The organism is Streptomyces sp. NPDC006174 (assembly GCF_040614075.1).
GTDB lineage: Bacteria > Actinomycetota > Actinomycetes > Streptomycetales > Streptomycetaceae > Streptomyces.
Map to the genome: position 1 here is coordinate 151,775 of NZ_JBEXTJ010000012.1, position 22,420 is coordinate 174,194.

Sequence of the window (22,420 nt, forward strand, 5' to 3'; positions counted from 1 at the left end):
CGGCAGGACGCGGCGGCCCACGGCGGCGCGCGAGGCGAGAGGTGCGGGAGAGGAGACGGAGCGGGCGGCGGGCCCGGTCAGAAAGTGCGCGAAGAGCGCTGAGAGAACGTCAGCAGCCGCGGCGACACGCGGCGGATGCCACCCGCAGCAGGTCGATGTGACCGCGCGAGGTGAGCAGAGCTGATCGGAACATGGCGATGAACGTAGTCATCCGGTCAGGACACGGTCAATGGTGTCTCGGAGCTTGGACGTGTGATCTCGCCCTCCGGAAGAGAAGATGGAGGCATGTCCGATTCCTTCACCACCACCATCCTGAACCTCACCACCGGCACGGCGGAGACCGTCATGGACCTGACGCGGGAGTGCGAGGAGTTCCTCACCCGCTCGGCGTCCGGCCGCGACGGCCTGCTCAACATCTTCGTACCTCACGCCACGGCGGGCATCGCCATCCTGGAGACGGGCGCGGGCAGCGACGACGACCTCCTGGCCGCCCTCCACCACCTGCTCCCGGCCGACGACCGCTGGCAACACCGCCACGGCACCCCGGGCCACGGCCGCGACCACGTACTCCCGGCCCTCGTCCCACCGCACGCCACGTTGCCGGTGATCGGCGGAGCGCTGGAGCTGGGGACCTGGCAGTCGGTGTGCCTGGTGGACACGAACAAGGACAATCCGGAGCGGCAGGTGCGGTTGAGCTTCCTCGGGTAAGGGCTGCCGGCTGGAACGGTGAACGGGAACTCCCGCGTAGCGTGATCACCTGCCGCATGGAAGGTCCATGTGTCCGGCCGGCCCGTGCGAGGGAGGCCGGTGGCGAGCGATGGGGCCGTGATGAGCGAACTGACGAAACCCGTGATCGAGGTTCCGGAGGGAGAGGCGCCCGCCGACCTGACGATCCGGGACCTCGTGGTCGGGGACGGGCCCGAGGCGCGTCCGGGCAGGGTCGTCCAGGTCCACTACGTAGGAGTGACGTTCGCGTCCGGGAGGGAGTTCGACTCCTCCTGGGAGCAGGACCGGCCGTTCAAGTTCGCCGTGGGCGGTGGCAGGGTCATCAAGGGCTGGGACCGGGGACTGCGGGGCATGAAGGTCGGCGGCCGGCGTGAGATCATCGTTCCCCCGCGGCTCGGCTACGGCAAGCAGTCACCTTCTCCGCTGATCCCGGCGGGCTCGACGCTGATCTTCGTCGTGGACCTGCTCACGGTGGTGGGTGGCCCGCCGGAGCGAGGTTCGGCCTGACGGACCTGGTCTCAACTCGGCGCTGCGGAGCGCGAATTCGCAGGCACGACGTTCATGCCGGTCGGTAAAGCGGCTGCAGGCGGTGCCGTCGGTGGGGCCGGTGCGACAGCCGGTATTGCGGCTGGCGGCAGTGCCGCGCTCACCGTGGCCGCGCCGCTCGTGCTCATGGCCGTGGCGGTGGGGGTGAGCGCGCGTGCCGACCAGAAGCGCCAGCAGGCCATCGAGCACATAACGGAGCTGCTGGAGCAACTGCACGAAGAGAAGCTCGATGACGAGCACAGCGCACTCGACGGTTGCCGTGATGCCATCGACAAGGCCACGGCCATCCTGCTCGACCAGGGCAAGCTCGGCATCTCGCTCGGGCTGGACTCGGCGGTGCACGCCATCAACACGGCGCTGGGCGCCGCCGACCGCCGCCTCGCACGGTGGCAGAGCGCACTGGACAAGCTTCCCGCCGGCGAGGCCGTCGAGATCGCCACGCTGACCAAGTCGTTCCCCGGCATCGACGAGGACGGTGGCCGGTTCCGTACGCACCTCGAACTCGCCGCCCTGGCCACGGCGTTGAAGCGTCGGGTCAACGTCCTCCAGGCCGTCGAGCACGCCCAGAGCAACCCTGACAACCTGTTCGAGAGCTTCACCCGTGCTCTCAAGCGCGACCAGCAGCGCCTGGACGAACTGGAGTCGGGCATCGCCGGCGTCCTGATGCGCCTGTCGGTGCTGGAGTTGGCCCGGCCCGGCGGTCTGCGGCCGCCCGTATTCACACCGGGTGAAGTCGATCGCCTGATGCGCGCCACGCACCGGATCCATCGGCTGGGCGACGACGTCACGGTCGGGGGCCGTGCCCATGACGTGGCGATCGAGATGGCCCGTGACCGGGACGGCTCGCTGGTCGTGTTTCCGGCGGTGCCCGCGTAGGCCTGTTCGAACGCGCTCGGCGGGCGGGGCCGAGTCGCCGTCGGAGCTCGGACCTGACCGGATGCCGGGGTCGAACGGTCCGGCCACGTGCCGCGGGGGCCGGTGCGCGTACGCACCGGCCCCCGCGGTCCCCTTCGTGCTCCGGACCGGCTAGACCAGGTCGAAGCGGTCCAGGTTCGTGACCTTGGTCCAGGCCGCGACGAAGTCCGTCACGAACTTCTGGCGGGCGTCGTCGCTCGCGTAGACCTCGGCGAGGGCGCGGAGCTCGGAGTTGGAGCCGAAGACCAGGTCGGCGCGGGTGCCGGTCCACTTGACCTGGCCGTTCGCGTCGCGGGCCTCGAACTCGTCCTGTGCCGATGACGTCGACTTCCAGGTGGTGCCCAGGTCGAGCAGGTTCACGAAGAAGTCGTTGGTCAGCGTGCCCGGGCGGTCGGTGAGGACACCGTGCTTCGAGCCGCCGGTGTTGGCGCCCAGGACGCGCAGACCGCCGACCAGGACGGTGGTCTCCGGCGCGCTCAGCGTCAGCAGGTTGGCCCGGTCGAGGAGCAGGTACTCGGCGGGGAGGCGGGTGCCCTTGCCGACGTAGTTGCGGAAGCCGTCGTAGGCGGGCTCCAGGGCCGCGAAGGACTCGATGTCCGTCTGGTCCTGCGTGGCGTCCACGCGGCCACCGGTGAACGGCACCTCCACCTCGACGCCGGCGTCCTTGGCCGCCTGCTCGACCGCCGCGTTGCCCGCGAGGATGATCAGGTCGGCCAGCGAGACCTTCTTGCCGCCCTTGGCGTTGAAGGACTCCTGGATGCTCTCCAGGGCGCGCAGGACCTGGGCCAGCTCGTCCGGGTTGTTCGCCTCCCAGCCGCGCTGCGGCTCCAGGCGGACCCGGGCGCCGTTGGCGCCGCCGCGCTTGTCGCTGCCGCGGAAGGACGCGGCCGAGGCCCAGGCGGCCGATACCAGCTGCGCCACCGTGAGGTCCGTGGCGAGCACCTGCTCCTTGATCGCGGAGATCTCCGCGGCGTCCAGCGGCTCCTCGGTGCGCGCGGGCAGCGGGTCCTGCCACAGCAGCACCTCGGACGGCACCTCCGGGCCCAGGTAGCGCTGGATCGGGCCCATGTCGCGGTGCGTCAGCTTGTACCAGGCACGGGCGAAGGCGTCCGCGAACTCCTCCGGGTTCTCGTGGAAGCGGCGCGAGATCTGCTCGTACGCCGGGTCGAAGCGGAGCGACAGGTCGGTGGTGAGCATCTGCGGCTTCTGCTTCTTCGACGCGTCGTGCGCGTGCGGGATGGTCGCCTGCGCGTCCTTGGCGATCCACTGCTTCGCACCGGCCGGGGACTCGGTCAGCTCGTACTCGTAGGCGAAGAGGTTGTGGAAGAACTCGTTGCCCCACTGCGTCGGCGTGCTGGTCCAGGTCACCTCCAGACCGCTGGTGATCGCGTCCCCGCCCTTGCCCGACTTGTAAGAGCTGCGCCAGCCGAGGCCCTGCTCCTCCAGCGGGGCGCCCTCGGGGTCCGCGCCGACGCTCTCGGCCGGGCCGGCGCCGTGCGTCTTGCCGAAGGTGTGGCCACCGGCGATGAGGGCGACGGTCTCCTCGTCGTTCATCGCCATCCGGCGGAAGGTCTCGCGGATGTCGCGGGCGGCGGCGATCGGGTCCGGGTTGCCGTTGGGGCCTTCCGGGTTGACGTAGATCAGGCCCATCTGGACCGCGCCGAGCGGGCTCTCCAGCTCACGGTCGCCCGTGTAGCGCTCGTCGTCGAGCCAGGTGGTCTCCGGGCCCCAGTAGACGTCCTCCTCCGACTCCCAGACGTCCTCACGGCCGCCGGCGAAGCCGAAGGTCTTCAGGCCCATGGTCTCCAGGGCGACGTTGCCGGTGAGGATCAGCAGGTCGGCCCAGGACAGCGCCTGGCCGTACTTCTTCTTGACCGGCCACAGCAGGCGGCGGGCCTTGTCCAGGTTGCCGTTGTCCGGCCAGCTGTTCAGCGGCGCGAAGCGCTGCTGACCGGCGCCCGCGCCACCGCGGCCGTCGCTGATGCGGTACGTGCCGGCGCTGTGCCAGGCCATCCGGACCATCAGCGGTCCGTAGTTGCCGAAGTCGGCCGGCCACCAGTCCTGCGAGGTGGTGAGCACCTCGGCGATGTCCCGCTTCACCGCGGGCAGGTCGAGCGCCTGGAACGCGGCCGCGTAGTCGAAGTCCTCGCTCAGCGGGTTCGCCACGACCGGGTTCTTGGCGAGGATCTTCAGGTTGAGGCGGTCCGGCCACCACTGGCGGCTCCCGCCGCCCTGGGTCGGGTGCGGAGCGCGGCCGTGGGCCACCGGGCAGCCGCTCGCCTGCGCCTCGGGCACCTCCGGGATGGCCGTCTCGGGCGAATCCGGGACGACGGGGTCGAAGACGTGCGACTCGTTGTTCTCGGTCATGGGTGATCCTTCCGGCCCCGGAGGGTGGTGGGGGCGCTGAACGGGGGAGGAGGATTCGAGCCGTGCAGAAGGGGCACGCTGTGAGCCAGGACCTCGCCGTGGGCCGTGCGAACGCCTCGCGGATCACCGGGCCGTACGGGCCCGGCCGATGCGACGAGGGCGGTGCTCGGCCGACGGGCGGCGCCGCGCGATGGAGGCGGCGGTGTCCTGTCGTGTGTCTCTGCTGCCGTAGCCGGAGTCTTCCTGTCTCTTGGATGTCGCCGGTATCGATCCTACAATGGACTTCGTCCAAGTCAAGAAGCACACTAAAAACATACCGACCCAAGGCATGGCGTCGCGGGACCTTCCTGGGACCGTGCGTCCCTGCGCGAACCGGAGCAGGTGAGACGAGATGAGCGACCTCCTTCAGCGGCTGCGGGGCCGTGGCTGGCGACTGACCTCGCAGCGGCGTGTCGTCGCGGAGGTTCTCGACGGCGATCACGTCCACCTCACGGCGGACGAGGTGCATGTACGGGCCGCCGCACGGCTGCCCGAGATCTCCCGGGCGACCGTCTACAACACGCTGGGCGAGCTCGTCGCGCTCGGTGAGGTGCTGGAGGTCTCCACCGTCGGCCGCGCCAAGCGCTACGACCCGAACGCGCGCAACCCGCACCAGCACCTGGTCTGCTCCGGCTGCGGCACGGTCCGCGACGTCCACCCGGACGGCGACGCCCTCGGCGATCTGCCCGAGGCCGAGCGGTTCGGCTTCACCGTCGGCGCGGTGGAGATCACCTACCGCGGCCTCTGTCCGGCCTGCACCTGAACGTCCCTCCGACGACGCACCGGCTGCGCCCCCGCCCCATGGCGCTGGCTCCCGCGGGGCCGCGATACTGCGGGCCAACCGTTTCCGTCGGAAGGGCCCACATGACGTACCACCTCCCCGCCACCACCCGGCTCGGCATCGGCGGCGTAACGCTTCTGCTCGTCCTCACGGGCTCCGCCCTGCCCGCCACCGCGTCCTCCGCCGACACCGCCCGCGCCGGCGCGCAGCCCACCGTCGAGGAGCGGCGCCTGGAGCGGGCCGTGCCGCAGGAGATCCTGCGGCGCAGCGGATTCGATGTCCTCGCGCCGCGCTTCGCCCGTGCCTTGGAAGGATCGCGCAGTTACGTACAGGCGGAGCGCACGGTGGCCCGGCACGCCTCGGCGCTGTGGCAGCGGGCCGTGGACCGCGCTCAGGGGCGCGGGCCCGCCTCGGGCGACCTGAGCCGGGGCGACGACCGGCCGTTGTACTGGGCCCGGCTCGCGCTCAGCCGTGAACTGCGTTCCTGGACGCCTCGGTTCGACCTCGGCGACCAGCGGCGCAAGGCTCTGCACACCGCTCTGGAGACCTCTTCGCGCGGCCAGGACGACGTCCGCCATCCAGGCCGTCACACACGCGGCCAGGACGACGTCCGCCACCCCGGCCGTCAGGTGAAGCGCGTCCTCGTCACCGGCTTCGACCCGTTCACGCTGGACCGGGACATCCGCATCGGCAACCCCTCCGGCGCGAGCGTGCTCGCTCTGGACGGCACCCTCGTGCACACCGCCGACGGGCCGGCCCGGATCGAGGCCGTCGTCTTCCCGGTGCGGTGGACGGACTTCGCCGAAGGGGCCGTCGAGCGGGCGCTCGCCCGGCATCTGCCGTACCTGGACGCGTTCACCACCATCAGCCAGGGCCGCCAGGGCCGCTTCGACGTGGAGCGCACCAACGGCGCCTGGCGCGGTGGCTTCGCCGACAACGAGAACCTGTCCCGTACGGGCACCGTCCCCGTCACCGACCCCGCCTCGCAGCCGCAGTGGACCTCCACGACCCTCCCGTACCGGCAGCTCACCGAAGCCGACACCGGCCGCTTCCCGGTGTACGACAACACCGAGGTCACCGAGATCCCGGCGGGCGCCACGCAGCCGGTGACCAGGCCGGACGGGCCCACCGAGGGCTCGGCCGCGCGGGCCGGTGGCGGCGGCGACTACCTCTCCAACGAGATCGCCTACCGGGCCACGCTCCTGCGCGACCGGCTGGGTCTTTCGAAGCTGCCGGGCGGCCATCTGCACACGCCGGTCCTGCAGTTCGGTCCGGGCAACGAGAACCCGGCGACCGGCGCGGTCACCGACCCCGGCTTCGAGCGCAACCGCTCGGATATCGTGCGCCAGGTACGGGCCCTGGTGAAGACGGCGGTGAGCGGAGCCGCGGCCGAGGCCGAGCGGAGGACAGGCTGACATGACCGGAAACCGGGACCGCTGGGCGGAACTGACCGGCGGGCAGGCCGGAGAGCGGTACGCCCGGCGGTTCGCGGACCTCGCCGCATCCGGCCACGACATCCACGGCGAGGCGACGTTCTGCGCCGCGCTCGTCGAGCCCGGCGCCCGGGTCCTCGACGCCGGCTGCGGCACCGGGCGGATCGCGGTCCGCCTCGCCGAGCTGGGACACCGCTGCACCGGCGTGGACATCGACGCCTCGATGCTCGCCGTCGCCCGCCGCGACGCACCCGAGCAGGAGTGGCTCCTCGGCGACCTCGCCCGTACGGACGCGCTCGGTTTGCAACCGGACTACGACCTGGTGCTCGCCGCCGGCAACGTCATCCCGCTCCTGGCCGCGGGCACCGAGGCGGCCGTCATCGGACAGCTGGCCGCCGTGCTGCGGCCCGGCGGTCTGCTGGTCACGGGCATGGGCCTGGACGCGGCGCACCTGCCGCTGCCCGAGGCGCCGTTCGGCCTCGCGGAGTTCGACGCGTGGTGCGAGCGGGCCGGGCTGGTCCTGCGGGAGCGTCACGCGACGTGGAGCGGTGAACCGTACGTACCGGAGTGCGGTTACGCCGTGAGTGTGCACGCCCGTCCGGACGGGCGGTGAACTGCGCTCCGGACCGATGAGTTCCGGCGGCGGCGACGGTCTGCCCAGGTATGAAGACTCACACGCTCAGCACACCCGGCGCCGACCTCGTGTACGACGTACGCGGGCCGCTGCCCACCGCCGACGGACGGCCGCCGCTGCTCATGATCGGTCAGCCCATGGACGCCACCGGCTTCGTCGCGCTCGCGTCCCGCTTTCCGGAGCGGACGGTGGTCACCTACGACCCGCGCGGACTCGGCCGCAGCGCCCGCAAGGACGGCCGGACCGACCACACTCCTGAGACCCAGGCCGACGACCTGCACGCTCTGATCCAGGAGCTCGGTGCGGGCCCGGTCGAGATCTTCGCCAGCAGTGGCGGCGCGGTCACCGCGCTCGCGCTCGTGGCCCGGCACCCCGGAGATGTGAGCGTCCTGGTCGCCCACGAGCCGCCGCTGATCACCCTCACGCCGGACGGTCCCGAGGCCGTACGGGCCCGCGCGGCCCTCCGGGACGTGTACGAGAAGCGGGGCTGGGGAGCCGGAATGGCCGCCTTCGTGGCCATGACCTCCTGGGAGGGCGAGTTCACCGAGGCGTACTTCGCTCAGCCGGAGGCCGATCCGGCCGCGTTCGGGATGCCGGCCGAGGACGACGGATCGCGCGACGATCCGCTGCTCTCCGACCGGTCCTGGGCCATCAGCGACCACCGGCCGGACGCCGACGCGATCGGCCGTGCCGCCACGCGCGTGGTGATCGCCGTGGGCGAGGAGTCGCGGGCCGTCCAGACCGGGCGTACCTCCGACGCGACCGCCGGACTGCTCGGGCAGCAGGTGACCGTGTTCCCGAGCCATCACGGCGGTTTCCTCGACGGAGAATTCGGCTATCCCGGAAAGCCGGACGAGTTCGCCCGCCGTCTGCGTGAGGTCCTCGACGGCGCGGCGTGAGCTACCGCGTGATCGCTCCCGGTCGGGGTAGCGAAAGGGTATGACCACCGACAAAACAGTTACCGCCACCGCCGGATACGTACAGCCGGAGCTCGACGTCCGGGCCCTCACCGAGGTCCTGGACGGCGAGTACGCCGGAATCCGGGATCTGGTCCGCACCAACCTGGTGACGTACGCCTCCGTCCTGGAGGAGGCCGACGAGCTCTCCATCGACGCGTTCCGCGAGCGGGTGCGTGAGCTCGTGGTCGAGATGGCGGCGACCGGTCAGACCGGCATGGGCTTCCCGAAGCAGTACGGCGGAGGCGGCGATGTCGGGGCCTCGATCGCCGCCTTCGAGACGCTCGCCTTCGGTGATCTGTCGGTGCTGGTGAAGGTCGGCGTGCAGTTCGGGCTCTTCGGCGGCGCGATCCTGCACCTGGGCACCGAGCGCCACCACGACGCCTATCTGCCCGACCTGATCACCGGGAAGCTGATGGGCTGCTTCGCGATGACCGAGACCGGGCACGGCTCCAACGTGCAGGCGCTCGGCACGTTCGCGCGGTACGACGCCGCCGCGCAGGAGTTCGTCATCACCACCGAGGGTGACCAGGCGCGCAAGGACTACATCGGCAACGCGGCCCGCCACGGTGAGCTGGCCGTCGTCTTCGCGCAGCTGGAGGTCGGCGGCGAGTCCGAGGGCGTGCACGCCTTCGTCGTACCGATCCGGACCGGCGGCGAGGCGGCGCCCGGCGTCGACATCGAGGACGACGGCCGCAAGATGGGCCTCAACGGCGTGGACAACGGACGCCTCCGGTTCGACGGCGTGCGGGTTCCTCGCGAGGCGCTGCTCAACCGGTTCGCCGACGTCACTCCGGAAGGCGTCTACGAGAGCACCATCGACAACCCCGACCGCCGCTTCTTCACCATGCTCGGCACTCTGGTCCAGGGCCGGGTCAGCGTCGGCGGCGCCGGGGTCAACACCGCCAAGGTCGCGCTCGCCGTCGCCACGAAGTACGCCCTGCGGCGCCGGCAGTTCGCCGCAGGACCGGAGGGCGAGGAGCAACTGCTCCTGGACTACGGCCTCCACCAGCGCCGACTGCTTCCGCTCATCGCCCGTACGTACGCGCTGCACTTCGCCCAGGACGTCCTGCGCACGCAACTGCACGACGTCTTCTCCGGCCTGGAGGACGACCCGCAGGCCCGCCGCCGGCTGGAGGCACGGGCCGCCGGGACCAAGGCGCTCGGCACCTGGCACGCCACCCGGACGGTCCAGGAGTGCCGCGAGGCGTGCGGCGGCGCCGGCTATCTCGCCGTCAACCGGTTCGCCGCTCTCAAGGCCGACAGCGACATCTTCACGACGTTCGAGGGCGACAACCACGTCCTGCTCCAGCTCGTCGCCAAGGGCCTGCTCACCGACTACGCGAGCGAGTTCGAGGACCTGGACCAGCTCGGCATGGTCCGGTACGTCACCGGCCTCGCCGTCGAGACGGTCATCGAGAAGACCTCGGCCCACAAGCTGCTCGAACGCGTACGTGATCTGCTGCCGGGCGGCGACGAGTGGGACCAGGAGGCCGGGCTGCTCGACTCCGAGTACCAGCTCGCCATGTTCCGCTACCGCGAGGAGCACATGCTCGCCGGAGTGGCCCGCAGGCTCAAGCGCGGCATCGACCAGAAGCGCGATCCCGGCGCCGTCTTCTCACAGGTCCAGGACCACGTCATCGCCGTCGCCCACGCGCACATGGAGCGGCTGGTGCTGGAGGCGTTCATCGAGAAGATGCGTACGCTGCCCGAAGGTGGCAACAAGGTCGCGCTCGGGCTGCTGTGCGACCTGTTCGCCCTGTCGACCATCGAGGCGGACCGGGCCTGGTTCATGGAGCACGGCCGGCTGACCACCCAGCGTTCCAAGGCGATCAGCCGCGAGGTCAACGACCTCTGCCGCAAGGTCCGGCCCCTCGCCGGCGAGTTCGTCGACGCCTGGGGCATCCCGTCGCCGATGCTGCGCGCTCCGGACCTGGTGGGCTGATCCGGCCACGACGCCCGCCTCTCAGCCCGGGGGCGGGCGTCTCGGGGTCAGCCGGTGAACAGCTGAGTGGCCTTGCGGAACAGCTCGTACAGGCCGTAGGCGAGCGGGGCACCGACCCACAGCCAGGTGAGGACGAACAGCGGCCGCCGGTCCCTCACCTCAGGCGGATTCGGACTGCTGCTGCCGGACATCGGACGCTCCCTTCTGCGCCGGTACGGCGTCGAGGTGGTGGGACGGGTCGACCGGCCGGACCAGTTCGTTGGCGACGAAACCGACCGCGAGCAGGGCCATCATGATGAGCAGCGACGTGCTGTACAGCTCCGCGCCGCCCTTCCCGGCCTCCTCCTGCCGGTCGGCGATCCAGTTCACGATGAGCGGTCCCAGGACGCCGGCGGTGGACCAGGCGGTGAGCAGCCGTCCGTGGATCGCTCCGACCTGATAGGTGCCGAACAGGTCCTTCAAGTAGGCCGGGATCGTGGCGAAGCCGCCGCCGTAGAAGGAGAGGATGACCAGCGCGCACAGGACGAACAGCGGCTTGGAGGAGCTTCCGACCAGCGCGATGAGCGCGTACATGAGCACGCCCGCGCCGAGATAGACGCGGTAGATGTTCTTCCGTCCGATGAGGTCGGAGGTGGAGGACCAGCCGATGCGGCCGGCCATGTTGGCCGCGGAGAGCAGAGCGACGAAACCGGCGGCGGCCGTGGCCGATACGGGAGCGGAGGTGTCCGCGAAGAAGTCCGAGATCATCGGCGCGGCCTTCTCCAGGATCCCGATACCGGCGGTCACGTTCGTGCAGAGCACGACCCACAGCAGCCAGAACTGCGGAGTACGCAGAGCCTGACGCGCCGACACCCGTGGGCCGACCGGGGCGGTGGTGCGACCGGCCGCACTCTCCTCGGCGCGCGGGCGCGGAACCCGGACCAGCAGGACGCCGAGCAGCATGAAGACGGCGTAACTCAGTCCGTGCACGAGGAAGGCCAGCGCGATGCCGGAGGTGTCGCTGCCGAAGGACTCCAGCATCTGCGCCGACCAGGGTGAGGCGATCAGCGCACCGCCGCCGAAGCCCATGATGGCGATACCGGTCGCCATGCCGGGCCGGTCGGGGAACCACTTGATGAGCGTCGAGACCGGCGAGATGTATCCGATGCCGAGACCGATACCGCCGACGAAGCCGTAGCCGAGGATGATCAGCCAGAACTGTCCGGTCGCGGCGCCGAGCGCCGAGAGCAGGAAGCCGGAGGAGAAGCAGACGAGAGCGACCGTCATGGCCCAGCGCGGCCCGCGGCGCTCGACGAGCGTGCCACCGAAGGCGGCGGAGAGGCCGAGCATGACGATGCCGAGCTGGAAGGGCAGCGCGCTCTGTGTGCCGCTCAGGCCGAGCGCGTCTTCCAGTGGGGGTTTGAACACGGACCAGGCGTAGGCCTGGCCGATGGAGAGGTGGATCGAGAGAGCGGCAGGCGGAACCAGCCAGCGGCTCCAGCCCACAGGTGCGATGGGGGGACTCATGGGTCCCCAACCGTACTGAGGTGGAAAGTGGTTGAGAAGGTTGTTGAACGTTCTTTCACTGTGTTCGTTCTGTGTGACGGTGAGGCGCCCGCGCCTCGCACCGGCGAAGGGTCACGTCCGGGCCGATGTCGCCGCGAGCACCAGCTCCACGCAGTGTGCCTCCAGCCGCTCGCGCGGTACGTCGAGCGTGCCGTGCAGCCATCCCGCGAAGAGGCTGGCCAGGCCGCCGACCAGCGCGTGCGCGGCCATCCGGCGGTCGATGCCGTCTCCCGTACCGGCGAGCTGGCCACCGACGAGGTCGGTGAAGACCGGCATGAGCCGATGGCTGTGCGCGCCGAGAGCGGGGTCCGCGAAGGGCTCCAGGAGCAGGAGGCGGCCCTTGTGCGGAGCGTCCAGGACCAGAGCGACGAAGGCGGCGACGGCGGCCCGGGCCCGGACCTCCGGCTGCGGGTCACTGAGTGCCACGGCCTCCTCCAGCGCCCTCCTGGCCTCGTCGGCGACCCGCTCGAAGGCGGTGAGGAGCAGGTCGTCGCGGCCGGCGAAGCTCTCGTAGAAGTAGCGGTCGGTGAGGCGCGCCTGCCGGCAGACGGACCGGACCGTGACGGCCGCGCATCCTTCCTCGCCGGCCAGGCGCTCGGCGGTGTCCAGCAGGATCGTCCGGCGGGCCGCGCGACGATCGGCGAGTTTGGTCCCGCCCCAGCTCCGCTCGGCCAACTCGCCTTCCTCTCCGCTCCGTTGCCTTCCGGCCCATTGACGACAGCCGTCCTCACATTTTACCTTTCGATGTGATGACAGGTGTCCTCAGAATGGAGGCGCACGTGGAACCATCAGCTCATGGCCCGGCCGGGCCGAGATCCGTCGAGCCGCTCGGCCCCGACTCGCTCACCTGGCGCTGGTTCGGCGACTGGAGAGGTCTTCTCCTCGCTCCGTGGGCCGGGTCGATGCAGAACATGCACCCCGGACTCGGCGCGGGCGTCGCCGAGCACTCGCGCTTCTTCGAGGAGCGGTGGGAGCGCCTCTTCCGCTCGCTGTACCCGATCGGCGGAGTCGTGTACGACGGCCCGCTCGCCGCCCGTACGGCCCGCGAGGTGCGCGGCTACCACGCCTCGGTCAGCGGCGTCGACGAGCGCGGCCGCCCGTACCACGCGCTCGACCCGGCGACGTTCTACTGGGCGCACGCCACGTTCTTCATGCTCACCGTGCAGGTGGCCGAGCACTTCGGCGGCGGCCTCACCGAAGCCCAGCGGCACACGCTCTACGACGAGCACGTCCGCTGGTACGCGCTGTACGGCCTGTCCATGAGGCCCGTTCCCGGCAGCTGGGAGGAGTTCCAGCGGTACTGGGACCACATGTGCGCCGACGTCCTGGAGGACAACCGGCCGACCCGGGACGTCCTGAACATGCGCCGCATCGCCCGGCCGCCTCTCCTGCGGTGGCTGCCGCCGCCGCTGTGGGCGCTCGTCCGGATCCCGATGGTCCGGCTGACACTGTGGATCACGGTCGGCCTCTATCCGCAGGCCGTACGGGAGCGCCTCGGGCTGCGCTGGACGCCGCGCGACGAACGGCTGCTGGCCGGGCTCGGACGGCTGGTGCACCACGTCTGGCGGTGCGTTCCCGAGCGGTACCGCTTCCACCCGCGCGCCCGTGCGGGCTGGGACCGCGAGCGAGGACGGCCGGTGCCGGGCGCGGTGGAGACGCCCGGCCGCAATCTGCCGCCGGAGGAGCGGCGGGGGCTTCCGCAGCATTATGTGCCGGAGGGCTGACGGGCCGGGGGCGTTCGGCCGGCCGGCATTGGCCTCCGGTGTCCGGCCTGCGGACGTCCTGCCGAGGGGCGCCCGCCCCTGGACGTCCGCCCGAAGACGACCCCGTACACCTCACGCCCTGCGCAGCACCGTCGCCTCCGCGCCCCAGCCGAGCGCGACGGTCCGTTCGACCTGCCAGCCCGACCGCTCCGCCAGCGCCGCGATCGCGGCCGAGTCGCGGAGCGGGCTGCCGGTCGCGGCGTACGCGTGCAGCGCCGCCTCGGCCGCGTGCGGGCTCAGGCCGTCGGGACGGGAGGCCTCGATGAGGACCGCTGTCCGGGTCTGGTCGGCCAGTTGAGCGAGGAGCAGCGCGGCCTCTGCAACGCGGCCCGTGCGACCAGCCACGGCAGCGGCGACGGGATCCCGGCAGGCTCCCGTACGGCGGTGTCGGCCGTGGCCTCCGCCTCCGGTGCGGGCGCCTCCTCGCGGTGCCAGTAACCCGTCACGTTCAGGCGGTCCTTCGGAAGCTTCCGTTCCCACCGATCCGCTCTGGGAGGACGTCGAAAGCTGCCTGCTGACCGGTCCTGGCAGCGCCTCGGTGGCCGCCGCTCTCGACGACGCCGGGCGGCAGCCGCAGCTGCGCGACGCGGAGGATGCCGTACCGGCGGCGGTCCTGCGCGGACACATCACGGACCCGGACCGGATCGACTGGACGGCCGGCGCCGCCGATGTCGCCGTCGCCGCGAAGGCCCTCGCCCACCGCACCGACGAGGACGGCCCGGACCTCCGCCCTGCGTCTCGCGGGACGCCGTCCAGATCGCCTCGATCCCGAGCGGACGGTATCCGTCCTCCGGTGTCCACGACGATGAGCTGGAACGTTCCTGAAGGTGAGCGGGCGTCAGAGGCGTCGGCAGTGCCTTGCGCTCGATGCCGCCGAGGCGTCGTTCGAAGTTCATCGGCGGAGCCGCGCCGGGACGGTCATCGCGGACACGGCCCGGAAGTCGTCACATTCGAAACGAAAGAGGCTTTCCGTCGCCGCACTCCGCGCAGCGATCTCTCCCGCCGGGAGGAATGCGGCATCCGGGTGAACCGGCGCACCCCGGCCGCTGCCCTCGGCCCGGCGCGATGGCCGTGCGGCCGCCGTCCACGAGGGCGGCCCGGCTCCGCTTCTCCGTACCGTTTGCGGACCCAAGGGCATCGGGTTTGAGTGGATGGGACCCCCTTTCGCTCATCTGGAGCTGGCATGTCGATGGCATTCGGTTCTCCCTCCGGTTCGCCGGACCCCTTCAGCGAGCTGCTGAATCGCTTCTTCGGTATGTCGCCGGCCTCGTCGCCTCCGGCCGTGCAGCGCGTGCCCATCGGCCGGCTCCTCTCGGAGCCCTCGCGCGAACTCCTGGACGCCGCCGCCCGCAGAGCGGTCCAGGACGGTACGTCCGACCTCGATACGGAGCACCTCCTCTGGGCCGCCACCCAGGTCGAGCCCACCCGGCGGCTGCTCACCCAGGCCGGGGTCGATCCCGGACGGCTCGGCGACCGGATCGCCGAGGTGCTGCCCCACGAGTCGCAGGAGCCGTCCTCCGAACCCGGCCTGACCCCGGCCGCCAAGCGGACCCTCGCCCTCGCCCACGCCAGGTCGCAGGCGGCGGAGGTCTCGTACATCGGGCCCGAGCACATCCTCGGCGCGCTCCTGGACGACGCCGACTCCGGCGCCTCCCGGTTCCTGCGCTCCGAGGACCTGGATGTCGGGAAGCTGCGCGGAGCGACGGACCGGACGTCCGGCGCGGACGGGACACCGGCCGGTGGCAAGCAGCCGTCCGAGACGCTCGACGAGTTCGGCAGGGACCTGACCGAGGAGGCGAAGGCCGGCAGGCTCGACCCCGTGGTCGGCCGGGCCGAGGAGATCGAGCAGACCATCGAGATCCTGTCGCGGCGCTCCAAGAACAACCCGGTGCTCATCGGCGAACCAGGAGTCGGCAAGACCGCCATCGTGGAGGGGCTGGCGCAGAGCATCGTCGCGGGCGAGGTGCCCGACACCCTCAAGGACAAGCGGGTCGTCTCGCTGGACCTGTCCGGCATGGTGGCCGGAGCCCAGTACCGCGGCCAGTTCGAGGAGCGGCTGAAGAAGGTCATCGAGGACGTCCAGCAGGCGAGCGGCGAGATCATCCTCTTCATCGACGAACTCCACACCGTCGTCGGCGCCGGCGCGACCGGCGAGGGCTCGATGGACGCGGGCAACATGCTCAAGCCCGCCCTCGCGCGCGGCGAACTCCACGTGGTCGGTGCGACGACGATCGACGAGTACCGCAAGCACATCGAGAAGGACGCCGCCCTGGAGCGCCGCTTCCAGCCCGTCCTGATCCCGGAGCCCACCGTCGAGGAGACCGTACAGATCCTCGAAGGACTGCGGGACGCGTACGAGGCCCACCACCAGGTCCGCTTCGCCGACGGGGCCCTGACGGCGGCCGCCGAACTGTCCGACCGCTACATCGGTGACCGGTTCCTGCCCGACAAGGCCATCGACCTGATGGACCAGGCCGGTGCCCGCGTACGGCTGCGCAGCGCCAACCGCTCCACCGAGGTGGTCAGCCGGGAGGACCGCCTCGCCAAGCTGCGCCGGGAGAAGGACCAGGCGGTGGCGGCGGAGGAGTTCGAGCGGGCCAAGGAGCTGAAGGAGCAGATCGCCGAGGCCGAAGGAGAACTCGCGGGTATCGAGGAACGCCGCGAGGGCGTCGTCTCGGTGACGGCCTCCGACATCGCCGACATCGTCTCCCGCCGCACCGGGATTCCGGTCTCCCAGCTCACCGCCGGCGAGAAGGAGCGGCTCCTCAAGCTGGAGGAGGAGATGCACGCCCGGATCGTCGGCCAGGACGAGGCCGTCACCGCGGTCTCCGAGGCCGTACGCCGCAACCGCGCGGGCATGGGCGACCCGAACCGGCCCGTCGGCTCGTTCCTCTTCCTCGGACCCACCGGCGTCGGCAAGACCGAGCTGGCCAAGACCCTGGCCGAGCTGCTGTTCGGCGCCGACGACCGCATGATCCGGTTCGACATGAGCGAGTTCCAGGAGAAGCACACGGTCGCCCGGCTCGTCGGAGCGCCGCCCGGATACGTCGGTTACGACGAGGCCGGCCAGCTCACCGAGAAGGTGCGGCGCAACCCGTACAGCGTGGTGCTCTTCGACGAGGTGGAGAAGGCGCACCCCGACGTCTTCAACACGCTGCTCCAGATCCTCGACGACGGCCGGCTCACGGACGGCCAGGGCCGCACGGTCGACTTCCGCCACTGCGTCGTCATCATGACGTCCAACATCGGCGCGCACCGCATCCTCGCCCACCAAGGCGATGCCGCCGAGCTCAAGGACGAGTTGATGGAGGATCTGCGGGGACGGTTCCTGCCGGAGTTCCTCAACCGCATCGACGACATCATCGTCTTCCACAGCCTCACCGAGGACGACCTGTCCGAGATCGTCGGGCACCTGCTGGACCGCAGCAAGCACCGCGTCCACGCGCAGGGCCTGACGCTGGAGGTCACCGAGGCGGCGAAGAAGCTCCTCGTGGCCCACGGCTACCAGCCGGAGTTCGGCGCCCGTCCGCTGCGCCGCACGATCCAGACGGAGCTCGACAACCGCCTCGCCTCGCTGCTCCTCGGCGGCGAGGCCGAACCCGGCGACACGATCGTCGCCGATGTGAAGGACGACTCCCTGCACTGCACGATCCGCACGGACGGCAACCGCACGGACGACAAGGAGTGACCGATGGCTCACCACCACCACAAGTCGAACGAAGAGGTCGAGGGCGACCCCGACACCGGCCACAGCCGTGGCATGCCCCGCCGCCCGGACGAGAGGAAGCTCGACGAGCGGCTGGAGAAGGACCGCGAGGAGGTACGTCGTCCTCCGGAGGACGACAGCCGGGCCGACTAGCCGGCTCTGACGCCCCGGGACCGATACGGCCTCAGCGTCCCGCCGCCGTCCGGCCGAGGGCGAACCGGGCGGTGCCCGGACGGCCTTCGACCAGGTCGGCGGCGAGGTCGCCGATGGCGGGTCCGAACTTGAACCCGTGGCCGGAGAAACCTGCCAGCACGGTGACCGGGCCCTGCCGGTCGATGACGAAGTCCTCGTCCGGCGTCGTGGTGTAGAGGCAGGTGAGAGGGGCCGGCTCGGTGCCGGCCACGCCGGGCAGCCACTCCTCGGCATAGGCGCGGAGGCGTTCGACGGCGGCCGGATCCGGCCTACGGTCGCGGTGGTCGGGATCCACGACCGGCCCGACGCCGTGCAGGCCGATCTTGACGGCGTCCGCGCTGCCGAGCCCGTACAGACCGCCCGGCACGTTCCAGCCGGCTCCCGGGTGGTGGATGAACGACGGCCACTCCAGCGCGTCCGGGACCGGGAAGTGCACCGGCTGCTCCTGGGTGACCCGCATCGGCGGCAGGCCGCTCACCAGGCCGGGCAGGAAGCCGGGTGCCCAGCCGCCCACGGCGACCACGACCGCGTCCGCCGTCAGCGCCTCGCCGGCGTCCGTGACCACGGTGACTCCGCCTCCGGTACGTGCGGTGTGCCGGATCTCCGTCACGCGCACCCCGTGCCGCACCTCCGCTCCTCGCTGCCCGGCCGCCTTGAGCAGCGCGGACACGGCGTCGTCGGCGTGCACCCGGCCGGCGTCCGGGTGGTACAGCGCGGCCGTGTCGGCCCGCAGCCCCGGCCACCGGCCGGCCACCTCCTCCGGTGACAGGCGCTGAGCGGACCGGCCCGCTCCGGCGAGCACGTCGGCCAGCCGGTCCAGCGCCTCGGGCAGGCCGTGGTCGACGGCCCCGGTGAGCGTCAGCACCGGCTGCCCGCTCTCTTCCTCCAGAGCCCGCCACAAGGGCAGCGCCCGGAGGGCCAGTTCCGTGTACGGGGGCTCCGCGTACGCCAGCCGGAAGATCCGGGAGCTGCCGTACGAGCTGCCGCGGTCGTGACCCGGCCCGAACCGTTCGAGCACGGTGACCTGGTGACCGCGTACGGACAGCCGCCACGCGGCAGCCGCTCCCATCAGCCCGCCACCGACGACGAGAACCCGCAGTGCCATGTCTCTGTGTTCCTTTCGCGTGCCGGACCCTGACGGTTACCGGGTGAAGCTGAAGACCTCGGGGGAGTGGTACCGCGTCACGGCAACGAGCGCGTGAGCCAGGCAACTTCGCCGTTCTCCTCCATGGAGACGCGGTCCCGCTCGAACCCGAGCTTCTCCAGGACGCGGAGCGACGGTGTGTTCCACGTGCCGACGGTCGACCAGAGCCGTTTCCGCCCGGTCGCCACGGCGGCGTCGAGCACCGCGCCGGCCGCCTCGGTGGCGTAGCCACGCCCGTGCACGCGCCGGCACAACTCGTAAGCGATCTCGGGCTCCTCCAGGGTGGTGCGGCCGATGATCAGCCCGCAGTAGCCGATGAAGTCGCCTTCGTCGCGCCGCTGGACGGGCAGCAGCGCGATCCCGGTCCTCGCCGTCGCGGCGAGCAGCTCTCCGATGGACATCCTGGCGCGCTCAAGCGTCGGCGTGCCCTTGCCGCGTTCGGAGAGGAGAGCGCTGAAGTCGGCGGCATCCGACTCGGCCCACGGCCGCAGGACCAGCCGCTCGGTCTCCAGGTGGAACGACATCGTCTCGTACGGGGACATGCCCCTACTCTGCCGCACGGGCCGTCATGGCCGCGGTGAGGGTGCGGGAGGGATACGCCGCGCTTTCCCGGATCCTGCCTCGAAGGCGAGCCGGAGTAGCCGCGGTGGCGGCCGGGAGCGGTCTGCGGCTCGGTGTGCTCACCGACCTGACGCGGGGATGGCCGCCTGACACGTGGCAGCAGCTCGCCGACTCCGGTGCGGTCCGGTCCGCCGTCGCCTTCGTCCTCGGCGCGGTGCTGTACCGGCACGAGCGGCTCGTACAGGCCGCGTTGGGCGGCGCGGTCGCGGAGGCCGGGCTGGTGGTCGGGTACTACGGGTACGCCGAGTTCGGGCGCGACAGGGCGGGAAGTCTCTTCTTCCCACCGGCGCTTGTCGCCGGGCCCTTGTCCGGTGCGGCGGGCTGGTGGTGGCGTGGCGTGGCCGGGACGTGCGGCGCCGCGTCGCGAGCTTGGGTGCGTTCGCCAAGGCTCTGGGGGATGGAGGGGCTGATGTACGCCGTGGACCTCGGCTACATGCCGGAGGCGTACGCCTGTCTGGCGCTGTTCGTCCTGATCCCGCTGCTGATGGCCCGGGATTACGAGGAGCGTGCCCTGACGCTGGGAGCCCGCCATGGTCTGCGCGCTCGTCGCGTACGGCGCCGTGCAGGTGCCCCTTCAGATGCTCAGCGCCTGACCTGTACTCCAGCCTGCCGCCCGGGCGGTGCCGGCCCGCTCGTGCGAGGGCCGGCACCGCGGCGGGTCAGGCCGGCCAGGTGCCCGTGACGCGCCGGGTCGCCTGGGCGCCGGAGCGTTCGACCGTGGCCTTGACCACGGCGAAGATGGCGCCCTGTACGGCGGCGGCGAGGAGGATCTGCCGCCACGGGCGGTCCTCGTCCAGGGCGTCGGGTGCGTCGCCCTCGCCTTCGATGAGCTTCCACGCCTTCTTGAACGCGGCGCCCGCGATCATGCCGCTGACCGCGCCCAGGGCGAGACCGACCGGCCTGTAGGCGATCTTGGACTTCTTCATCGGTTACGCCCCCGGCTACGGCGGATCAGCAGGAAGGCGAGCAGCAGCGCACCGCCCGCGATCAGCGGCGTGCGGTTGGCGCGGGCGGCCGTCGCGGCCCGGTCCGCCTTCTCCAGCAGCGGGTCGGGCGTCTTCTCCGCCGCGTACCGCTTGGCCTGGGCCGCGCTCTCGCGCACCTGTGCTGCGGCCTGCGCCGTCTTCTCCAGTACGGCGTCCGGCGTCTTGTCCTTCACCGCCTGCGCGGCCTGCTCCGTCTTCTCGCGGAGCTGAGCGGAGGCCGCCGCCGTCTTCTCGGCGGCCTGCGCCCTGACCACCGCGGTCTTCTCGGCGGCCTGGTCCTTGACCGCTGCCGTCTTCTCCGCGGCCTGTTCCTTGACCGCCGCGGTCTTCGCCTTCGCCTGTGCCTTGACGTCGGCCTTGGCCGCCAGCGCCTCGACGGTCTGCCCGAGTTCGTCGCGCGTGCGCTCGACCTGCTCGCGCAACTCCTCGGGGGTCGGGGTGCCCATCTGGTTCTGCGATTCGTCGTTCATCGGTGAGCCTTCTCCTTGACCTCGGCCAGATCGGCCTTGACGCTGTCGATGGTCTGTTCAGGGGCGGGGGTGCCGGCTTGGGCGATCTGCTTCTTCCCGGCCAGCGCGGCCAGGCCCGCCACCGCCGCCAGCACCACCGTGACGATGAGGGCCGCCGCCCACACGGGCAGGACCAGCGCGAGTGCGGCGATGCACGTCACCACCAGGGCCTGGGCCGCGAGGATGCCGACGAGACCGGCGGTGCCGAAGAGGCCGCCGCCCTTCCCGTAGCGCTTGCCCTTCTGCGTCATCTCCGAACGTGCCAGCTGCATTTCCTCGCGGACCAGCTCCGAGATCTGCTGCGAGGCACGCGCGACCAGCACACCCACCTGCTCGCCGGACCCGTCGGCCTGCCGCTCTGCTGTGCTCATGATGAGGTCACCTTGCTCTCCTCGCTCTCGTTGAACGGACGGAAATCGTCACCGGACGTGGGCCGCCAAAGCGGAACACCGGCATCCGGATGTGTACGCCGTCACCGTCCGGCTACCCAGCAACCGCCGCCGCACCCGCACCCGTCCCCGTCGAAGATGCCGACACCGCTCACGGCTGCTCCATGCGGCGGCGGGTCCCGTCGCTCCACGCGCGGGTGTCGCGAGGTTCCACGTACGGCTCCTCGTCCTCGGGGTGTCCGCCGACGATCGCGCGCTGGCGGACCATCTCCGCGTCGAACTCCAGCCCCAGCAGGATCGCCAGGTTGGTGATCCAGAGCCATACCAGGAAGACGACCACACCGGCGAGGGCGCCGTAGGTCTTGTTGTACGAGGCGAAGTTCGCGACGTAGAACGCGAAGCCGGCTGATGCGGCCAGCCAGATCACCAGCGCCAGGAAGCTGCCCGGCGTCACCCACTTGAACCCGCGGCCCTTGGCGTTCGGCGCGGCCCAGTAGAGCACCGCGATCATGACGATGACGAGCAGGACCAGGACCGGCCACTTCGCGATCGACCAGATGGTCAGCGGAGTGTCCCCGATGCCCAGCGCGGCACCGGCCTGCCGGGCGATACCGCCGGAGAAGACCACGATCAGCGCGCTGGCACACGCGAGGACCATCAGCGTCACGGTCAGGGCCAGACGCAGCGGCAGGATCTTCCACACCGGTCGGCCCTCCGGTATGTCGTAGATGGCGTTCGAGGTGCGGATGAACCCGGCGACGTAACCGGAGGCCGACCACACCGCGACGACCAGACCCACGATCGCCATGAACGAGCCGACACCGGCATTGCCCTGGAGCTGCTCCACGGCATCGCTGATGATGTCCCGGGCGGAGCCGGGCGCCAGCTTCTGGAGGTTCTCGAGGACCTGCTCAGTGGCGGACTCGCCCGCGATGCCCAGCAGAGACACCAGCACCAGGAGGGCCGGGAACAGCGCCAGCACCCCGTAGTACGTCAGAGCGGCGGCCCGGTCCGCGAGTTCGTCGTCCTGGAACTCCTTCAAGGTGCCGCGCAGCACCGCCGTCCAGGAGCGCCGGGGCAGCTCCGTCGGCTGGTCCGGTGCCCGCTCCTCCACCTCCGCGTCAGGTCCCGCTCCACTCTCGCGACGGACGTTCTCGCGCCCATCTTCCTTGCCGGGTCCCGGCTTCGCTGTGTCTGTCATACCCAGCGGGTTTCCCGGTCGG

22 protein-coding genes and 3 pseudogenes are annotated in these 22,420 nt (G+C 71.2%); 13 read left to right on the forward strand and 12 right to left on the reverse strand.

The genetic code is table 11. The features are described from left to right. Window positions 1-109: 109 nt before the first annotated feature. Window positions 110-211, reverse strand: coding sequence for a putative leader peptide (locus tag ABZ267_RS25895; RefSeq protein ID WP_356899727.1), 102 nt, complete (start codon window positions 209-211; stop codon window positions 110-112). A gap of 74 nt (window positions 212-285) precedes the next feature. Here ABZ267_RS25895 and ABZ267_RS25900 point away from each other — a divergent pair, with 74 nt between their 5' ends. From ABZ267_RS25900 to ABZ267_RS25910, 3 genes and pseudogenes are all read left to right on the forward strand, one after another. Next, window positions 286-708: a secondary thiamine-phosphate synthase enzyme YjbQ gene (locus ABZ267_RS25900; RefSeq protein ID WP_356751013.1), complete on the forward strand. Its 423-nt coding sequence runs from the start codon at window positions 286-288 to the stop codon at window positions 706-708. Window positions 709-828: 120 nt separating this feature from the next. After that, on the forward strand, window positions 829-1,233 hold the full coding sequence (locus ABZ267_RS25905) for an FKBP-type peptidyl-prolyl cis-trans isomerase (RefSeq protein ID WP_356751011.1): 405 nt from the start codon (window positions 829-831) through the stop codon (window positions 1,231-1,233). A gap of 48 nt (window positions 1,234-1,281) precedes the next feature. Beyond that, window positions 1,282-2,148: pseudogene (locus tag ABZ267_RS25910) on the forward strand (hypothetical protein); the annotation flags it as partial. Between the two features lie 150 nt (window positions 2,149-2,298). Here the strand turns inward: ABZ267_RS25910 and katG are convergent. Beyond that, on the reverse strand, window positions 2,299-4,554 hold the full coding sequence (katG, locus tag ABZ267_RS25915; protein ID WP_356751009.1) for a catalase/peroxidase HPI: 2,256 nt from the start codon (window positions 4,552-4,554) through the stop codon (window positions 2,299-2,301). 391 nt (window positions 4,555-4,945) lie between these two features. Here katG and ABZ267_RS25920 point away from each other — a divergent pair, with 391 nt between their 5' ends. From ABZ267_RS25920 to ABZ267_RS25940, 5 genes are all read left to right on the forward strand, one after another. Continuing rightward, entirely contained in the window at window positions 4,946-5,356 is a 411-nt protein-coding gene (locus ABZ267_RS25920) for a Fur family transcriptional regulator (protein WP_356751007.1), read from the forward strand. Window positions 5,357-5,457: 101 nt separating this feature from the next. Further along, entirely contained in the window at window positions 5,458-6,789 is a 1,332-nt protein-coding gene (locus tag ABZ267_RS25925) for a pyroglutamyl peptidase (RefSeq protein WP_356751006.1), read from the forward strand. A 1-nt stretch (window position 6,790) separates the two neighbouring features. Then, the gene (locus ABZ267_RS25930; RefSeq protein ID WP_356751004.1) at window positions 6,791-7,420 is read left to right on the forward strand and encodes a class I SAM-dependent methyltransferase; all 630 of its coding nucleotides are present in this window, start codon (window positions 6,791-6,793) and stop codon (window positions 7,418-7,420) included. A 50-nt stretch (window positions 7,421-7,470) separates the two neighbouring features. Further along, entirely contained in the window at window positions 7,471-8,340 is an 870-nt protein-coding gene (locus ABZ267_RS25935) for an alpha/beta hydrolase (RefSeq protein WP_356751002.1), read from the forward strand. A 40-nt stretch (window positions 8,341-8,380) separates the two neighbouring features. Then, entirely contained in the window at window positions 8,381-10,342 is a 1,962-nt protein-coding gene (locus ABZ267_RS25940) for an acyl-CoA dehydrogenase (protein WP_356751000.1), read from the forward strand. A gap of 47 nt (window positions 10,343-10,389) precedes the next feature. On the opposite strand, the gene ABZ267_RS25945 is transcribed toward ABZ267_RS25940, so the two are convergent. The 3 genes from ABZ267_RS25945 to ABZ267_RS25955 all read right to left on the reverse strand — a co-directional run bounded on the left by ABZ267_RS25945 (window position 10,390) and on the right by ABZ267_RS25955 (window position 12,562). Next, entirely contained in the window at window positions 10,390-10,533 is a 144-nt protein-coding gene (locus tag ABZ267_RS25945; protein ID WP_356750998.1) for a hypothetical protein, read from the reverse strand. Further along, window positions 10,502-11,848 carry an OFA family MFS transporter gene (locus ABZ267_RS25950; protein WP_356750996.1) on the reverse strand — a complete coding sequence of 449 codons (1,347 nt, stop codon included), beginning with the start codon at window positions 11,846-11,848 and terminating at the stop codon, window positions 10,502-10,504. The genes ABZ267_RS25945 and ABZ267_RS25950 overlap by 32 nt, the downstream gene beginning before the upstream one ends. Before the next feature lie 111 nt (window positions 11,849-11,959). Further along, window positions 11,960-12,562, reverse strand: a complete 603-nt coding sequence (locus tag ABZ267_RS25955) for a TetR family transcriptional regulator (RefSeq protein WP_356750994.1) — start codon at window positions 12,560-12,562, stop codon at window positions 11,960-11,962. 104 nt (window positions 12,563-12,666) lie between these two features. Here ABZ267_RS25955 and ABZ267_RS25960 point away from each other — a divergent pair, with 104 nt between their 5' ends. Next, the gene (locus ABZ267_RS25960; RefSeq protein WP_356750992.1) at window positions 12,667-13,611 is read left to right on the forward strand and encodes an oxygenase MpaB family protein; all 945 of its coding nucleotides are present in this window, start codon (window positions 12,667-12,669) and stop codon (window positions 13,609-13,611) included. Window positions 13,612-13,722: 111 nt separating this feature from the next. Here the strand turns inward: ABZ267_RS25960 and ABZ267_RS25965 are convergent. Beyond that, window positions 13,723-14,004: pseudogene (locus ABZ267_RS25965) on the reverse strand (siderophore-interacting protein); the annotation flags it as partial. A 127-nt stretch (window positions 14,005-14,131) separates the two neighbouring features. Between ABZ267_RS25965 and ABZ267_RS25970 the strand changes: the two are divergent. The 3 genes and pseudogenes from ABZ267_RS25970 to ABZ267_RS25980 form a co-directional block, all read left to right on the forward strand. After that, window positions 14,132-14,365, forward strand: a pseudogene (locus ABZ267_RS25970) (siderophore-interacting protein); the annotation flags it as partial. 468 nt (window positions 14,366-14,833) lie between these two features. Continuing rightward, window positions 14,834-17,338 carry an ATP-dependent Clp protease ATP-binding subunit gene (locus ABZ267_RS25975; protein WP_356750991.1) on the forward strand — a complete coding sequence of 835 codons (2,505 nt, stop codon included), beginning with the start codon at window positions 14,834-14,836 and terminating at the stop codon, window positions 17,336-17,338. Window positions 17,339-17,341: 3 nt separating this feature from the next. Further along, window positions 17,342-17,509: a hypothetical protein gene (locus ABZ267_RS25980; RefSeq protein WP_356750990.1), complete on the forward strand. Its 168-nt coding sequence runs from the start codon at window positions 17,342-17,344 to the stop codon at window positions 17,507-17,509. 31 nt (window positions 17,510-17,540) lie between these two features. On the opposite strand, the gene ABZ267_RS25985 is transcribed toward ABZ267_RS25980, so the two are convergent. Both ABZ267_RS25985 and ABZ267_RS25990 read right to left on the reverse strand, forming a co-directional pair. Continuing rightward, entirely contained in the window at window positions 17,541-18,653 is a 1,113-nt protein-coding gene (locus ABZ267_RS25985; RefSeq protein ID WP_356750988.1) for an FAD-dependent oxidoreductase, read from the reverse strand. Between the two features lie 77 nt (window positions 18,654-18,730). Beyond that, window positions 18,731-19,234 (reverse strand): GNAT family N-acetyltransferase, encoded by a 504-nt coding sequence (locus ABZ267_RS25990; protein ID WP_356750986.1) that lies wholly within the window; start codon window positions 19,232-19,234, stop codon window positions 18,731-18,733. Between the two features lie 104 nt (window positions 19,235-19,338). Here ABZ267_RS25990 and ABZ267_RS25995 point away from each other — a divergent pair, with 104 nt between their 5' ends. Then, window positions 19,339-19,995 (forward strand): DUF6518 family protein, encoded by a 657-nt coding sequence (locus tag ABZ267_RS25995; RefSeq protein ID WP_356750984.1) that lies wholly within the window; start codon window positions 19,339-19,341, stop codon window positions 19,993-19,995. Here the strand turns inward: ABZ267_RS25995 and ABZ267_RS26000 are convergent. The 4 genes from ABZ267_RS26000 to ABZ267_RS26015 form a co-directional block, all read right to left on the reverse strand. Beyond that, window positions 19,973-20,239, reverse strand: coding sequence for a DUF4235 domain-containing protein (locus tag ABZ267_RS26000; RefSeq protein WP_356750982.1), 267 nt, complete (start codon window positions 20,237-20,239; stop codon window positions 19,973-19,975). The two genes, ABZ267_RS25995 and ABZ267_RS26000, sit on opposite strands and share 23 nt — an antisense overlap. After that, the gene (locus ABZ267_RS26005) at window positions 20,236-20,769 is read right to left on the reverse strand and encodes a DUF3618 domain-containing protein (protein ID WP_356750980.1); all 534 of its coding nucleotides are present in this window, start codon (window positions 20,767-20,769) and stop codon (window positions 20,236-20,238) included. The genes ABZ267_RS26000 and ABZ267_RS26005 overlap by 4 nt, the downstream gene beginning before the upstream one ends. Further along, window positions 20,766-21,179 (reverse strand): phage holin family protein, encoded by a 414-nt coding sequence (locus tag ABZ267_RS26010; RefSeq protein WP_356750978.1) that lies wholly within the window; start codon window positions 21,177-21,179, stop codon window positions 20,766-20,768. Before ABZ267_RS26010 ends, ABZ267_RS26005 begins: the two co-directional genes overlap by 4 nt. 169 nt (window positions 21,180-21,348) lie before the next feature. Next, on the reverse strand, window positions 21,349-22,398 hold the full coding sequence (locus ABZ267_RS26015) for a YihY/virulence factor BrkB family protein (protein ID WP_356750976.1): 1,050 nt from the start codon (window positions 22,396-22,398) through the stop codon (window positions 21,349-21,351). Window positions 22,399-22,420: the final 22 nt, after the last annotated feature.